The 13,094-nt window shown below is 61.6% G+C and carries 15 protein-coding genes; 8 read left to right on the top strand and 7 right to left on the bottom strand.

The genetic code is table 11. The annotated features are described in order from the left end of the window. The 7 genes from AC2VNO_RS16305 to AC2VNO_RS16275 all read left to right on the top strand — a co-directional run. Window positions 1–587: ABC transporter permease (locus AC2VNO_RS16305; protein WP_486935114.1), on the top strand; the 587-nt coding region annotated here is incomplete at its 5' end. Between the two features lie 14 nt (window positions 588–601). Beyond that, complete coding sequence (locus tag AC2VNO_RS16300) at window positions 602–1,396, top strand: ABC transporter permease (protein WP_486935113.1); 795 nt, start codon at window positions 602–604, stop codon at window positions 1,394–1,396. 9 nt (window positions 1,397–1,405) lie between these two features. After that, complete coding sequence (locus AC2VNO_RS16295) at window positions 1,406–2,524, top strand: NAD(P)/FAD-dependent oxidoreductase (RefSeq protein ID WP_486935112.1); 1,119 nt, start codon at window positions 1,406–1,408, stop codon at window positions 2,522–2,524. Beyond that, a complete protein-coding gene (locus tag AC2VNO_RS16290; RefSeq protein WP_486935111.1) occupies window positions 2,499–2,801 on the top strand; it encodes a (2Fe-2S)-binding protein in 303 nt (100 codons plus the stop codon). The genes AC2VNO_RS16295 and AC2VNO_RS16290 overlap by 26 nt, the downstream gene beginning before the upstream one ends. Continuing rightward, window positions 2,801–4,195, top strand: coding sequence for an FAD/NAD(P)-dependent oxidoreductase (locus AC2VNO_RS16285; RefSeq protein WP_486935110.1), 1,395 nt, complete (start codon window positions 2,801–2,803; stop codon window positions 4,193–4,195). The genes AC2VNO_RS16290 and AC2VNO_RS16285 overlap by 1 nt, the downstream gene beginning before the upstream one ends. Further along, a complete protein-coding gene (locus AC2VNO_RS16280) occupies window positions 4,192–5,313 on the top strand; it encodes an NAD(P)/FAD-dependent oxidoreductase (RefSeq protein WP_486935109.1) in 1,122 nt (373 codons plus the stop codon). The genes AC2VNO_RS16285 and AC2VNO_RS16280 overlap by 4 nt, the downstream gene beginning before the upstream one ends. 96 nt (window positions 5,314–5,409) lie before the next feature. Further along, window positions 5,410–5,754, top strand: a complete 345-nt coding sequence (locus AC2VNO_RS16275; RefSeq protein WP_486935108.1) for a RidA family protein — start codon at window positions 5,410–5,412, stop codon at window positions 5,752–5,754. 191 nt (window positions 5,755–5,945) lie between these two features. Here the strand turns inward: AC2VNO_RS16275 and AC2VNO_RS16270 are convergent, their stop codons facing one another. Next, entirely contained in the window at window positions 5,946–6,029 is an 84-nt protein-coding gene (locus AC2VNO_RS16270; protein WP_486935116.1) for an integrase core domain-containing protein, read from the bottom strand. A gap of 528 nt (window positions 6,030–6,557) precedes the next feature. Here AC2VNO_RS16270 and AC2VNO_RS16265 point away from each other — a divergent pair. Next, window positions 6,558–6,794 (top strand): hypothetical protein, encoded by a 237-nt coding sequence (locus AC2VNO_RS16265; RefSeq protein ID WP_486935115.1) that lies wholly within the window; start codon window positions 6,558–6,560, stop codon window positions 6,792–6,794. 71 nt (window positions 6,795–6,865) lie between these two features. On the opposite strand, the gene AC2VNO_RS16260 is transcribed toward AC2VNO_RS16265, so the two are convergent. From AC2VNO_RS16260 to AC2VNO_RS16235, 6 genes are all read right to left on the bottom strand, one after another. After that, window positions 6,866–8,596 (bottom strand): ExeM/NucH family extracellular endonuclease, encoded by a 1,731-nt coding sequence (locus AC2VNO_RS16260; RefSeq protein WP_486935107.1) that lies wholly within the window; start codon window positions 8,594–8,596, stop codon window positions 6,866–6,868. 55 nt (window positions 8,597–8,651) lie between these two features. After that, window positions 8,652–8,990, bottom strand: a complete 339-nt coding sequence (locus AC2VNO_RS16255) for an AzlD domain-containing protein (RefSeq protein WP_486935106.1) — start codon at window positions 8,988–8,990, stop codon at window positions 8,652–8,654. After that, window positions 8,983–9,729, bottom strand: coding sequence for an AzlC family ABC transporter permease (locus AC2VNO_RS16250; protein ID WP_486935105.1), 747 nt, complete (start codon window positions 9,727–9,729; stop codon window positions 8,983–8,985). Before AC2VNO_RS16250 ends, AC2VNO_RS16255 begins: the two co-directional genes overlap by 8 nt. Further along, window positions 9,726–10,253, bottom strand: coding sequence for a helix-turn-helix domain-containing protein (locus tag AC2VNO_RS16245; RefSeq protein WP_486935104.1), 528 nt, complete (start codon window positions 10,251–10,253; stop codon window positions 9,726–9,728). The genes AC2VNO_RS16250 and AC2VNO_RS16245 overlap by 4 nt, the downstream gene beginning before the upstream one ends. Window positions 10,254–10,357: 104 nt before the next feature. Beyond that, window positions 10,358–12,022, bottom strand: coding sequence for a methyl-accepting chemotaxis protein (locus AC2VNO_RS16240; RefSeq protein ID WP_486935103.1), 1,665 nt, complete (start codon window positions 12,020–12,022; stop codon window positions 10,358–10,360). Window positions 12,023–12,105: 83 nt separating this feature from the next. Continuing rightward, a partial coding sequence (locus AC2VNO_RS16235) for a uracil-xanthine permease family protein (RefSeq protein WP_486935102.1) occupies window positions 12,106–13,094 on the bottom strand: 989 nt, incomplete at its 5' end.

The following is a 13,094-nucleotide window of genomic DNA, read 5'->3' as shown; positions in this document are numbered from 1 at the left end:
CAAGAATGCGCAGCCCGTGGCGTTCACTGTTCCTTGTCGTCACCTTGACGCCACTGCTTATCTCCGTGGTCGTGCGTACCTTGGGCTGGGTACTGCTCATCGGTGGTAATGGGTTGCTGGGCAAAACTCTGGAAGCCTTGGGCATTGCTGACGCCAGTGCGGGTAACCTTATGTATACCCATACCGGCATCATTCTGGCACTGGTCCACGTACTAGTCCCCTTTATGGTGATCTCGGTATGGGCTGCCCTGCAGAAGCTCGATCCTTCCGTGGAGCATGCGGCGTTATCGCTCGGCGCCAGTCACTCCACGGTCTTTCGTCGCGTCGTAGTACCGCAAATCATGCCCGGCATACTCTCCGGAAGTTTGATTGTCTTTGCTCTGGCAGCCAGCGCTTTTGCGACTCCGGCTATCTTGGGCGGGCGACGGCTAAAAGTCGCAGCCACCGCGGCATATGACGAATATCTCAACACCATGAACTGGCCTCTTGGCGCTTCCATTGCCGTAATTCTTCTGATTGCCAATGTGGTCGTGGTGATGAGTTATAACCGGATGATGGAAAGGCGCTTTCGCCGTACATTGGGCTAGAAGGAGACACTCATATGCAAAAAAATGGCAAACTGGCCCTGTGTTTTCACACGCTGTTTGTGGTCTTCCTGATGGCGCCGCTTGTGGTTGTCATGCTGGTCGCTTTCACACCGAACGGTTATATCTCCTATCCCACCAACGGCTTCTCACTCAGGTGGTTCAGGGCGATTCTCGAGAACCGCAGTTTTATACAGGCATTCTGGAATAGCCTCTATCTTGGTATTGGCGCCGCCAGTGTTTCCGCTGTACTCGCTGTGCCTGCTGCCTTGGCCATTGCTCGTTACCAATTCCGGGGGCGGGAAGCCCTGGTGAGCTTGTTTCTTTCACCGCTGATGATTCCGCATGTGGTGCTGGGTGTTGCCTTCCTTAGTTTTTTCTCGCGGATCAGTGTCTATGGCAGCTTCTATGCCTTGGTGGCGGCCCACGTAATCATCATCATGCCATATACCATGCGTCTGGTGATGGCTTCGGTATTCGGTATGGACCGCCGGGTCGAACAAGCCGCACTGTCGCTGGGAGCGAGTCAATGGACGGTCTTTAGACGTGTCACCATGCCGATTATCTTGCCTGGTATTGCTGGCGGCTGGATTCTTGCTTTCACCACCAGCTTCGATGAGTTGTCGATGACAATATTCGTTGCATCTCCCAGTACAACGACGCTGCCTGTTCAGATGTACAACCACATCGCCCATACCATCGACCCGTTGATCACCTCTGTCTCGACTGTGCTGATCGTGCTGACGGCCCTATTGGTTCTCATATTGGACCGCATCTATGGGCTCGACAAAGTCCTGATCGGCAAGGGGTAAGGAGGTCATATGTCAACCTATGATTTTGCCGTCATTGGGGGCGGTCTAGTGGGCAGTGCAATTGCCTATGGTTTGGCCAAGGCCGGTCATCGAGTCTCTTTGCTGGATGAAGGCGATGTTGCCTATCGTGCATCTCGAGGCAACTTCGGCCTGGTCTGGGTCCAGGGGAAGGGGCTCGAAATCCCGAGTTATTCACAGTGGAGCATGAGTTCTGCTTCCCTGTGGCCAAGCCTCTCGGATGAGCTCCGAGAGCTCACCGGGGTGACAACTCAGCACCAAGCGCCAGGTGGCGTGCACCTCTGCTATAGCCGGAAGGAAATGGAGCTGAGACAGGCAGATCTTACCTCGCTGGCCCAGGCGACTGGCGGGCAGTTCGATTTCACCATGCTCGATCATGAACAGCTGCGCGAGATGATTCCCGAGATAGGGGAGAGCGTCACTGGAGCCTCATGGTCGCGTTGGGACGGCCATGCCAACCCGCTTTACCTGTTACGCGGGCTGCATGCCGGCTTTCTTCGCTGCGGCGGAACGTTCCTTCCCGGCAGCAAGGTTCACCGAGTTCACAAGAACGGGGACAGCTTCGTGATCGAGCGTGAGGGGGAGCGAGTCCAGGCGGAGCGAGTGGTGCTGGCTGCCGGTCTCGGGAACCGCCACCTGGCACCGCAGGTTGGGCTGTATGCCCCACTGATACCTAATCGAGGCGAGATCCTGGTCACTGAGCGCATGCGCCCCCTGCTGAATCTGCCGACCACATATCTCCGCCAGACGGGGGAAGGCTCGATCCTGATGGGGGATTCCCATGAAGACGTCGGTTTTGACGAAGGCACCGAGACCCCTGTGCTGTCGACTATCGCCCAGCGAGCCGTGCGTGCCCTGCCGGCATTGGCCAATACGCGGGTAGTACGCACCTGGGGTGCATTGCGCGTGATGACGCCGGATGGCTATCCGCTCTATCAGGCCTCGGTCTCCCACCCCGGCGCATTCGTGGCCTGCTGCCATAGCGGAGTGACCTTGGCGGCAGCCCACGCCAAACGTATTGCCCCCTGGATCGCTGGTGATTCATTGCCCAGCGAAATAGCCCCATTCATCGCGGAGAGATTCGATGTTCAAACGGTTATCCCTGCCTGATGCAGCTACACAGAAGACAGTGATCGTGTACTTCGACGGCCTGCAGGTCACTGCCCAGGAGGGCGATACCATTGCTGCTGCGCTGCTCTCAGCGGGTGTCGATGCATGCCGTACCACACCGGTGAGCGGATCCCCGAGGGGTCCCTACTGCATGATGGGTGTCTGCTTCGAGTGCCTGGTTGAGGTGGATGACCTACCCAATGTCCAGGGCTGCCAAGTTGTCGTGAAAGATGGCATGCAGATCCGTTCGCAAGACGGTGCCAGGAGACTCGGCTGATGACGACCCATGACTTGATGATACTAGGCAGCGGTCCTGCCGGTATGGCCGCTGCTGCCACTGCCGTGGCCCATGGCATCACCGCGGTGGTGGTCGATGAGCAGCCGGCGGCTGGTGGGCAGATTTATCGTGCAATAGAGTCGACACCTCTCCAGGAGCGGAGAATTCTTGGCGATGACTACTGGCATGGTAAGGCGCTGGTAGATGGCCTGAATGACCCCCGCATCGACTATCGTCCTGGTACTACCCTTTGGCAGCTCACCCGACGGCTCGAGGTCGGGCTGCTCCAGGGTGAGCGAGCATCGATGGTGCGAGCCCGGCATGTCATTCTCGCCCATGGTGCCATGGAGCGACCTTTTCCGATTCCAGGTTGGACGCTGCCTGGTGTCATGACCGCCGGAAGCGGCCAGATCCTGCTCAAGAGTGCTGGTTTGGCACCCTCGGCACCGGTTGTTCTCGCTGGCTGTGGGCCATTGCTATTACTGCTGGCTGTGCAATATCTGAGGGCCGGGATTTCCATTGCTGCCTTGCTCGATACCACCCCGGCGGGGCAATTCCGAGATGCACTCCCGCTACTGCCCGGTGCATTGCGCAATCCTAGGACTCTGCTCAAGGGATTGGGGTTACTGGCCGAACTGCGGCGTGCAGGCGTCAGGCATGTTCGGCATGTGACGGCTCTGGAGGCGGAAGGCGAAGGCCGGCTGGAGCGTATCCGCTGGCAGTGCGGCAACGATCCTGAATGGCACTGCCTGTCAACACCGCTGCTGCTGCTGCACCAAGGGGTCGTGCCCAACACTCAGGTTACGCGGGCGCTGGACTGTACTCATGACTGGGACGAGCGACAACTGGCATGGCAGCCGCGAAGAGATGCCTGGTTAGTGACAGATGTCGAGGGGATTGCGGTCGCTGGCGATGCCGGCGGCATCGTGGGGGCCAAGGCTTCGGCCATGCAGGGACGGCTGGCAGGTTTGGGAGCCGCCATTGCACTCGGTCGTGTGAGTGAAGAGAAGATTCACAAGGAAGTGAAACAACTGCGTCGTGAACTGGCGCGAGAAACAGCGATTCGTCCCTTCCTTGATGCCCTCTACCGACCGGCAGCCCATTGGCGGCTGCCTGAAGATAAAACGTTAGTGTGCCGTTGCGAGGAGGTTACTGCCGGTGAAATTCGCCGCATGGCCGAGCAGGGGTGTCGTGGCCCTAACCAGACCAAGTCATTCACCCGTTGTGGCATGGGGCCCTGCCAGGGGCGCATGTGTGGACTGACGGTCAGCGAGTTGCTGGCTGATGCCAACGGGCAGAGCGTTGCCGAGACGGGGTACTACCGCCTTCGTCCCCCCTTTAAACCCATTACCTTGGGGCAGCTGGCAACCGCTGCTGAGGATGCTTCGGGATGAGTGCCCGGGTCGTGATCGTCGGGGCCGGCCTCCATGGTTGTAGTGCTGCTGTCCATCTCAGTGCCCAGGGGCATCGGGTAACGGTGATAGATAAGGAGTATGCCGGACGGCACGCCTCAGGTGTTAACGCCGGTGGTGTGCGCCGTTTGGGCAGGCATCCTGCAGAGATTCCCCTGGCTATGGCGGCTTGGGAGCGCTGGCAACGCATGGCCGAGGTGGTCGGTGATGACTGCGGTTTCCGCCCGGTAGGACAGATCAAGGTTGCCGAGAATGACGCAGACTTGGAGACGCTAGCAGAGCGTGAACGGGAGCTCCGTTCCCTTGGGTTCGATCATGAGTACCTCATCACCCGGGACGAGCTACATAAGCGGGTTCCTGCTTTGTCTCCCCACTGCCCTGGTGGTCTCGCCTGTGATGGCGATGGTTATGCCAACCCTTATCGTACGGTGACAGCGTGGCGATGCCAGGCGCAACGGCAAGGGGTCAGTTTCTTCGAAGGCGTGACTGTCACCGGTCTGGAGGAGCATGGCAACGGCTGGCAGGTTCAGGCGGGGCGTCACTGTTTCACTGCCGATATCCTCATCAACTGTGCTGGTGCTTGGGCCGGTACGCTTTGTGAATGGCTGGGAGAGCCGGTACCTCTCGCCGCTGAGGCACCAATGCTGATGATTACCGAGCGACTGAAACCATTTCTAGGTCCGGTCATTGGCGCGACGGCCCGGCCACTTTCCTTCAAGCAGTTTGAAAACGGCACGGTGCTGATCGGCGGAGGCGTTCGGGGAGAAGTCGATACACGACGCCAGGTCGCGGAGACCTGCCTTGGTGGGCTGGCGGAAAATGCCGACACCGTATTGAGTCTGTTCCCCTTCATGCATGAGGCACGCATTGTCCGGACTTGGGCAGGGATAGAAGCCGTCATGCCGGACCAGATCCCAGTGTTAGGTCCGAGCAGTGCATCCGAGAGCGTAATACACGCCTTCGGCTTCTCTGCTCACGGCTTTCAACTAAGTCCCATCTCCGGGGAAATCGTCGCTGACCTAGCGCTGGGGCGGGAGCCGGCCTACCCGATCCAGCCATTTTCCATCACTCGCTTTCAGGGCCATCGCTCGTCAGGCTGATGCACTGATTGCTACTTGATTCATCTTGCTCTCCTTTCGGCATGCCGAAAAGAGCGATACCACGCCTATAGACAGGCAATCACAGGAGTTGATCACATGATCGAACGCAGTATTCGTACCCCCATCATGCATCGTGCTGTTGCAGCCAATGGCTTTGTATTCTTCGGTGGCATTATCGCCGATGATCTCAGCTTGGACATGGCAGGCCAGACTCAGCAGGTGTTGGACAAGCTGGAGAGCTATCTTGCTGAAGCCGGATCCAACAAGGAGTCCATCGTTTCTGCTACGGCTTACGTTTCTGATTTGAATCTGAAGAAAGGCATGAATGATGTCTGGACTCAGTGGTTTGACCCGGAACACCTGCCTGCCAGGGCGACTTTAGGCGTCGCGGACCTTGGCGATAACGTGTTGCTGGAGTTGGTGGTCACTGCCGTTAAGTAGCATTTCCCTGTCCATGGGAGCTGCTTTTGATTTAACCCATCACTCCACGCAGACTAACTGTGTGAAGTGATGGGGTGTTGGGCCTCGACAAGCATTGAGCTAGCACCCACATTCCAGTCTCTTTGACCTTCCCCCTGATCTAGGTCCGCTCACAATGTGAGAAACCGCTGCTTCATGCGTACTGCTGGGCATTACGCCACGGGTGGCAAATAGCCCAGCGAGCTATGTAGCCTGACATGGTTGTAGTGTGTTCTCCGTTGTGTGATTACGTACATTGGTGATCATCAGCTTCATTCTCCCATGAATCTGGTCATGGCGTTGACGGTAAAGGTGGGCGAGCCTCAGAAATACTTCAGTGGTTGACGGAGGTGCAGTCCCATGACCTGGATGCCGATCAGCTGTCGGCGGTACGCGACGAAGTCGCCGATTTTCAGCCCTACTTGATTGGCTGGCAGATATGCTGGGGAACGATATCGAGCAGGCCTGCTTTAAATCTCTACCCTCGATGCGCTTCAGCCTTTCCCGTCGCCATTTTGATACTCAAGTGCCTGAAATTCTCAAAGAGTGTGGATCGTTATGCGGTCTATGAACCCACTTCCTCCCGGAGCTGTATAAGGGATACAGCGCATCGGTAACCAGCGGTCCCCATGACATGCGATTTGATGCTGCGCTGCGCGGTTTTGACGACTTGTGCTCCGGCCAAGACGTCGAATGGACACAGAAGGCCGGGGCGGTTGCTTGGTTGCCAAAAAATCAAACTGGAAGATTGATTACTTATCTCTTGGGAGGGAAATGATATGCGAATGCTATCTATCGGACTGTTGACTGGCGTGCTGGCCCTGGGACTCACCGGCTGTGGTACCACCACCGGTGAACGAGCGCTGAGCGGGGCCGGCCTGGGGGCGGCGGCCGGCGCCGGCACTGCGGCCATGACTGGCGGTAACGTGACCAGAGGGGCGGTGATCGGTGGTGGCCTGGGTGCTGCCGCCGGGGCGGCCACCACTCGCGACGACATCGATCTGGGACGTCGGCGTCGCTAACTCCTCTGTGATGATGCGGGCGTCCACGATGCCGATCGGCGCCCCATCATCGAGTCTCAAGCGGCTCCCACCTAACGCCACTCCAGGTCTACCGCGATGGGATCATGATCCGAGGAGCGGAACGGGTCGGGGCGGAAATGGGGCGCTGCGTTGTCCGGCCCATCGTAGCCGAGGTAAGGCGGCTCATCGGCATTGATGGGCCAGGGCCGTACCTCTGCCACGGCCGCGGCCAGCTCGGGGCTGGCCAGGGCGTGGTCCAGATAGCCCGACTCACCGCGGAACACATAGCTGTAGCGCTGTTCCGGCGGCAGTTCTCGGGCTATCAGATTGACCAGTCCTGCATGGGCCAGGGTGCGGATCGGGTCCTCGGCGCCGTAGGCGTTGAGGTCGCCGGTCAGCAGCAGGCGCTCGTGTCCCTCGGCGTCAGCGAGGCGGTCGAGGAAGCTATTCATGGCCTGCGCCTGCTCTACCCGGCGCTGGTTCCAGCATCCCTGGCCGCGGTCGATATCGCCCCGGGAGGGGCAGCCGGTCTTGGACTTGAAATGGGCGGTCACGACGCCGAAGGCCGGACCGCCGTCCACGCTGCGGAAGAAGGCCGCCAGCGGCGGGCGGTGGTGGGTCGGGTCGTTGTCGGCATAAAGCTCGCTCACGGCCTCTACCCGGTCCGGCCGGTAGATCAGGGCGAGTTTGATGGCATCACTGCCGCGGTCGGCACTCCCGCCGACCGCACGATAGCGGACCCCGGTCCGTTCACTGAGTTGCTCGACCAGGTCGGCCAGGGCGCTTGGGTCGTTCTCCACTTCCACCAGAGCCAGAATGTCGGCCTGTAGCCCCTCGACCGCAGCGGCCAGTTTGGCACGCTGCCGCTCCAGCTCTGCGTTGTCCGCCGCACCTCGCTGGCCGAGCGTAACGAAGTAGTTCTCGACGTTGAAGGTCGCTACCCGCAGCCGCTCCCCGGGCTCTGTAAGTGGCTCCGGGCGCGGGTTGGCGTCCTCGAAGCGTGGCTCGAGAGTCGGGTGCAGGCGGTAGGCGTCGAAGGCGTGGGTCAGTATCCCGGTCAGCCCCTGAACGGTGCTGCCGACACGGCGGGTGCCATCCGCATCCAGGTAGGGAATTGGGCTCGGAAAGGCGCGGTAGCTGCCGTCGTCCAGCTCGAGGATTTCCCGCTGCTGGCTTTCGCCGGGTGTATTCGTGGGTCGGAACAGACGGGCGGCGGCCAGTCTCAGGGAGCCGTAGCGGGCGAGCTCGTAGTTGCCGGTGACGGTCAGCGTCTGCGGAAACTCAAGTAGTAGGCCCTCCTTGCGTGACAGCTGCTCTTCGCTTAGCGGCCAGTCAACCGCAAGTGGCTCTGGCAACTGGTCCTGGGCACAGGTCTCGATCCGTTCGACCCGCTGCAGCTGGATCTGGCCGCGATAATCGCCGGTGCGGGCGTGGAGCTGCAGGTGTGTGCCGGGAGCGATGAGTTCCGCGTCGCCCGACGTTGCCGTGGGCATATAGACGAACAGGCCGACGGGGCCATGTTCCGTCGTTTGCTGCAGATAGAAACCGTTCAGCCGTTCGCGGCCGAGAAACTCGCCGGTCACCACCCCGTCGACGACCACCTCGCGGCCGGAAGGCAGGGCGGGTTGCTCGTCAGCCCCTTTGATTGCCGCCAGGTCGGTGCTGGATGTCTCGGGGCAACTGGCTGTTGCCGGGGCGGCTACCAGCACCAGAGTCAGCAGCAGGGCAAGTGGTCCTGCTTGGCGGGTCACGGCATGGCGCCGGTGCTTGCCGGACGTGCGCGGCGGGGCGGTGAGGGTCATGCGTTCTCCAAGGTAGTGCTGGTGCCGTTTTGACTATATTAGTAGATGGCAGTGCTCACCCGAAAATCATCATCACCAGCCCATAGGCCGCCACGCCCGCGGCCACCGGCCAGCCCAGGGTGCGCTTGAGCCACCACACGGCGAGGGTCGCCGACACGCCGATGAGGGTAGCCAGCCACGAGACGGCGTCGGGCGTTACCGGCATCAGCGATACTCCGAATACGGCGGCGATCATCAGCGGGCCGAGCAGGCTCAGCCACTGGGGCATCGCCTCCAGGCTATCGTCGTCCTCTTGCCGCTCGAGTCGGCGCTGCATCCAGAACAGTGGCAGCACGCGTATCAGCAGGGTGCCCGCCGCCGAGGCGAGCACGGCGATCCACAGGGCGCTACTCATGGCGTTCTCCTGGCGGGTGTTCTCTTTTTGGGGAGTGGCCGAACTTGACGACCTGGAAGCACAGGGCGCCGCAGGCGGCAGCAAGGGGAATCGCCACATTGGTCAGGCCCGTCACCGTCAGTAGCAGAGCGCTGAGAATGGTCAGCCCAAGGGCCAGGCTCCAGCGCCGGGAGGTGAAGCGGGGCGCTATCAGCACCAGGAAAAGAGCCGGCAGGGCGAAGGGCAGGATCTCACCCATCAGGGCCCAGCGGGCAATCAGCTCGCCGCCGGCCACTGCGCCCAGCGCCGTGCCGCCAATCCAGCTCAGCCAGGCCAGCAGGGCCGCGCCGGTAAACCAGCCAAGGCGCTGAGAGGCCGGTAGCTGGGGCAGACGGGCATGGGCAACGGCGAAAATCTGGTCGGTGAGGCCGTGCATCAGCCAAGGCCATAAGCGGCTGGGCGTCAGCCAGGGGGCCAGGTTGGGGGCGTAGACCACATGGCGCAGGTTGATCAGCAGCGTCATGGCCACCACCAGCCACAGCGGCGCTCCGGCGGCCACCATGCCGACGAAGAGGAACTGCGAGGCGCCGGCATAGATCAGTGTCGAGATCGCCACGGCTTCCCAGGCGCTGAAGCCGGCCTGGGTGGCGATCAGCCCGAAGGAGATGGCCACCGGCACATAGCCGCCGAGCAGTGGGACGGCCTCGCTCATGCCAGTCAGCCAAGGGCGGGTGGCCGAGGGCGCGGCTTCCAGGCTCATGAGTTCTGTTCCTCGTGATAGACGACGCTGAGCAGCAGCGTGGCCCAGCTCTCCCCGGTGCGGTAAAGGTGGGGGCCGTCCGCGGCGAAGGTAAGGGATTCACCGGCCGAGAGAGTGCGGGTGTCGCCTTCCGGACCGGCCTCAAGTGCACCGCTGATCAGAGTGAGGGTTTCACGGGCGCCGGGGGTATGGGGCTCGGCACGACGCAAGGTATTCGGTGCGCAGCGCATCCAGTAGGCATCGACCTGAGGGTGGTCCTTGCCCTGGTCGAGCAAGCGGACCTCCACGCCGTCCTCGCCCAAGGGTACTGCGATGGGCGCCACGAGCGTGCCGAAGGGTACCTTCAACTGTACCGCCAGGCGCCAGATGGTATCCAGGGTGGGGTTGCCGTTGCCCTGCTCGAGTCGCGACAGGTTCGACTTGGCGATACCGGCGGCGGCGGCCAGCTGCGATAGCGACAAACCCTGCGCCTGTCGCAGGGTCTGCAGATGTTGCCCCAGGGTGCCGAGGGAAAGCTTGTCCAAAGTGGCTGGTCTCAGGTTGTTCCTTTTAATGAACGTTCTATAAAAGGAACAGGCATCTGTCAACCTTGCCGTTCAGCCAAGCGTCACGCACTTCCATCCGAGAGTCAGGCCGTCGCCAATCCTGTTTGCCCCGTCAGCCTCGGCATATAGCTCGCATTGTCGGATGGTGAGGTCGTCGCGGGACCTGCCGGTTCCAGTGACATATCGGCCAGCTTGAACCTGGCGACGGCTTCGTCGAGGCGCTGCGCTTCGGCTTGCAGCTGGCTGGCGGCCAGGCTGGCCTGCTGCACCAGGGCGGCGTTCTGTTGGGTGGTGTGATCCATGTCCCCCACCGCGGTGTTGACCTCGCCGATGCCGGTGCGCTGCTCGTTGGAGGCCACGGCGATCTCGTTCATCAGTTCGTTCACGCGCTGCACCGAGGCCATGATCGAGGCCATGGTGCTGCTGGCGCTGTCGGCCTGCTGAGTGCCGGCTTCGACCTGACGCACGGAGGTCTCGATCAGCTGGCGAATTTCGGTGGCGGCATCGGCGCTGCGTGTGGCGAGCTGGCGCACTTCACTGGCCACCACGGCAAAGCCGCGGCCATGTTCGCCGGCCCGGGCCGCTTCCACCGAAGCGTTCAGGGCCAGGATGTTGGTCTGGAAGGCTATCGAGTCGATAAGGCCGATGATCTCCGTCACCTGCTGGGAGCTGTCGCGGATCTCTTGCATTCGCGTGACCACATTGGCCACGACATCGCCGCCCTGATGTGCCCGCTCGGCCGCCTCGCGGGCCATGTCGCTGGCGAGCGAGGCGTTTTCGCTGTTGCGTTCCATGGTGGAGGTCATCTCCTCCATGCTCGAGGCCGTTTCGGTCAGCGAAGCGGACTGACGCTCGGTGCGTGCCGCCAGGTCGCGGTTGCCGCTGGCAATCTCGCGGGAGTTGGCGAGAATTTCTGCGCTGCTGTCGCGCACTGTGGCGACGGTGGCCGAGAGGCCCTGCTGTGTCGTGGCCAGCGCCGTGAAGAGCTTGCCGATTTCGTTCTTGCCGTGGGATTCGACCGGTGAAGAGAGATCGCCCCCGGCCATGCGCTGAAAGTGCTGCACGATGCGATCCAGCGGCCGAATGAGGTTGGCACTCACCCCACGGTAGACGATGCCGATCACGATCAACGCCACGAGCAAGACGAAGACGATCACCCGCTGGGCGGTCGTGACCACCGAGCCGAAGCTTTCCGCTCGCTCGGCGCCCTCGGCCTCTACGCGGTGAAAGAAGCCGACCGCGGCCCGATAGAAATCGTCGTTATGGGCAGTAGCCTGGGCGCGCAGTGCCTGGAAGGTGGCGAGATCGCCATGGGCGAGCGCCTCGGCTTGCGGCTGCAGGCTATTTTCCCGCATGGCGTTGAAGCTGGCTTCGATGGGGCCTATCAGGTCTGCGTGCTCTGGGCGCACGGGAAGCTCCAGGAAGAGCCTGAAGTTCTCGACTACCTCTGCGAGGCGTCCCTCAAGTGATTCGGCGTCGATAGAGCTCCCGGTCTCACCGCTGAGCGAACGCTCCAGGAGTTCTTCGTAAACGCCGGCCATGTCGATGCGTACGCTTTGCAGCATCGAATTGGCCCGATTGAGTGCTGCCTGCTGGCTCACGTTGACTGCGCTGAAGGTATCGAAGCTGCGCTGGCTGTGGTTGACCGCATAGAGCCCCATGGCACTCAAGGCGATCAGCAAGGAGAGGAAGGCGAGCAGGACCAGCGTCCAGCTCATTTTGACGGAAAGGTGGCTCAGGCTTTTCACTTGTCACTCCTGGTGGCCCTGGCGAGGGCTCAAATACATCGCGATGAAACGAGGTGCTCGGCCAGTGGGTGGCCGAGCGGGCCTCAGCTGCTGCTGGTATTGCCAGCCGAGCCTTCCTGGCGATGGGAGCGAAGGGTGGCCTCCCGGTCCTGAGGGTCAGTGCAGTCGGTCTCCGCGTCGGCGCGAGCCATGCGTTCACGCTCGCGCTCTTCGTCCGCCAAGGTGACCTTGGGCAGCACGAGATTGAGGATAAAGGCGGTGATGGCCGCCACCACGATAGGCGAACCGCCGATCACGCTTTGTATCCATCCGGGAAGCTGCGCGATCGCCTCGGGCACTTGGGCGATGCCCAGGCTAAGGGCGAGCGACAGGCCGACGATGGTCATGTTGCGTGCGGAAAGTTCGTCCTTTATCAGCAGCTTGATGCCGGTCATGGTGATCATGCCGAAGACGATGACGGTGGCGCCGCCGAGCACCGGGTAAGGAATGGTCGTCACCAGGGCGCCGAACTTGGGGCTGAATCCGGCCAGCAGCATGAAGCCGCCGGCCAGTGCCAGCACGAAGCGGCTGATTACGCGGGTCATTGCGACGATGCCGACGTTCTGGCTGAAGGTGGCGGTGGGCAGGGCGCCGAAGAAAGCGCTCAGTGTCGTGGTAAGGCCGTTGCCCAATAGTCCGCCGGTGAGTTCGCGGGTTCTCAGCTCGCGGTTCATGCCGCCCACCGTGGTGGCCGAAAGATCGCCGATGGTCTGCACGGAATTGATCACGCAGATGATCACCATGGCGATGATCGCCGAGGTGTGGAATTCCAACTCGAAGGGCATGAACTGCGGTACCGCCACCCAGCCTGCCTCGGCCACTGCCTCGAAGCTGACCATACCGAGCAGCAGCGACAGCGCGTAGCCCACCACGATGCCGACGATGATGGCCGAGAGCTTCACCACGCCCCTGCCGAACTGCGAGGCGACCAGCACTGTGGTCAGGGTGACGAGCGCCACGAACCAGTTGAGCGGCTCGCCGAAGCCGGGGGCTTCCACGTTGCCGCTGCCGGCCATGTAGCGCACCGCGATGT

Source organism: Halomonas sp. TH-94 (assembly GCF_057473365.1).
The sequence above is the reverse complement of the archived record's forward strand: the minus strand, read 5'-3'. Positions and strand labels throughout refer to the sequence as shown.

What these genes read in the sequence shown, in the direction of transcription:
- AC2VNO_RS16260 (WP_486935107.1), bottom strand. Translation starts at nt 8,596, where the DNA reads ATGACCCTCACCGCCCCGCCGCGCACGTCCGGCAAGCACCGGCGCCAT.
- AC2VNO_RS16285 (WP_486935110.1), top strand. Translation starts at nt 2,801, where the DNA reads ATGACGACCCATGACTTGATGATACTAGGCAGCGGTCCTGCCGGTATG.
- AC2VNO_RS16295 (WP_486935112.1), top strand. Translation starts at nt 1,406, where the DNA reads ATGTCAACCTATGATTTTGCCGTCATTGGGGGCGGTCTAGTGGGCAGT.
- AC2VNO_RS16300 (WP_486935113.1), top strand. Translation starts at nt 602, where the DNA reads ATGCAAAAAAATGGCAAACTGGCCCTGTGTTTTCACACGCTGTTTGTG.
- AC2VNO_RS16275 (WP_486935108.1), top strand. Translation starts at nt 5,410, where the DNA reads ATGATCGAACGCAGTATTCGTACCCCCATCATGCATCGTGCTGTTGCA.
- AC2VNO_RS16255 (WP_486935106.1), bottom strand. Translation starts at nt 8,990, where the DNA reads ATGAGTAGCGCCCTGTGGATCGCCGTGCTCGCCTCGGCGGCGGGCACC.
- AC2VNO_RS16250 (WP_486935105.1), bottom strand. Translation starts at nt 9,729, where the DNA reads ATGAGCCTGGAAGCCGCGCCCTCGGCCACCCGCCCTTGGCTGACTGGC.
- AC2VNO_RS16270 (WP_486935116.1), bottom strand. Translation starts at nt 6,029, where the DNA reads ATGTACGTAATCACACAACGGAGAACACACTACAACCATGTCAGGCTA.
- AC2VNO_RS16280 (WP_486935109.1), top strand. Translation starts at nt 4,192, where the DNA reads ATGAGTGCCCGGGTCGTGATCGTCGGGGCCGGCCTCCATGGTTGTAGT.
- AC2VNO_RS16290 (WP_486935111.1), top strand. Translation starts at nt 2,499, where the DNA reads ATGTTCAAACGGTTATCCCTGCCTGATGCAGCTACACAGAAGACAGTG.
- AC2VNO_RS16265 (WP_486935115.1), top strand. Translation starts at nt 6,558, where the DNA reads ATGCTATCTATCGGACTGTTGACTGGCGTGCTGGCCCTGGGACTCACC.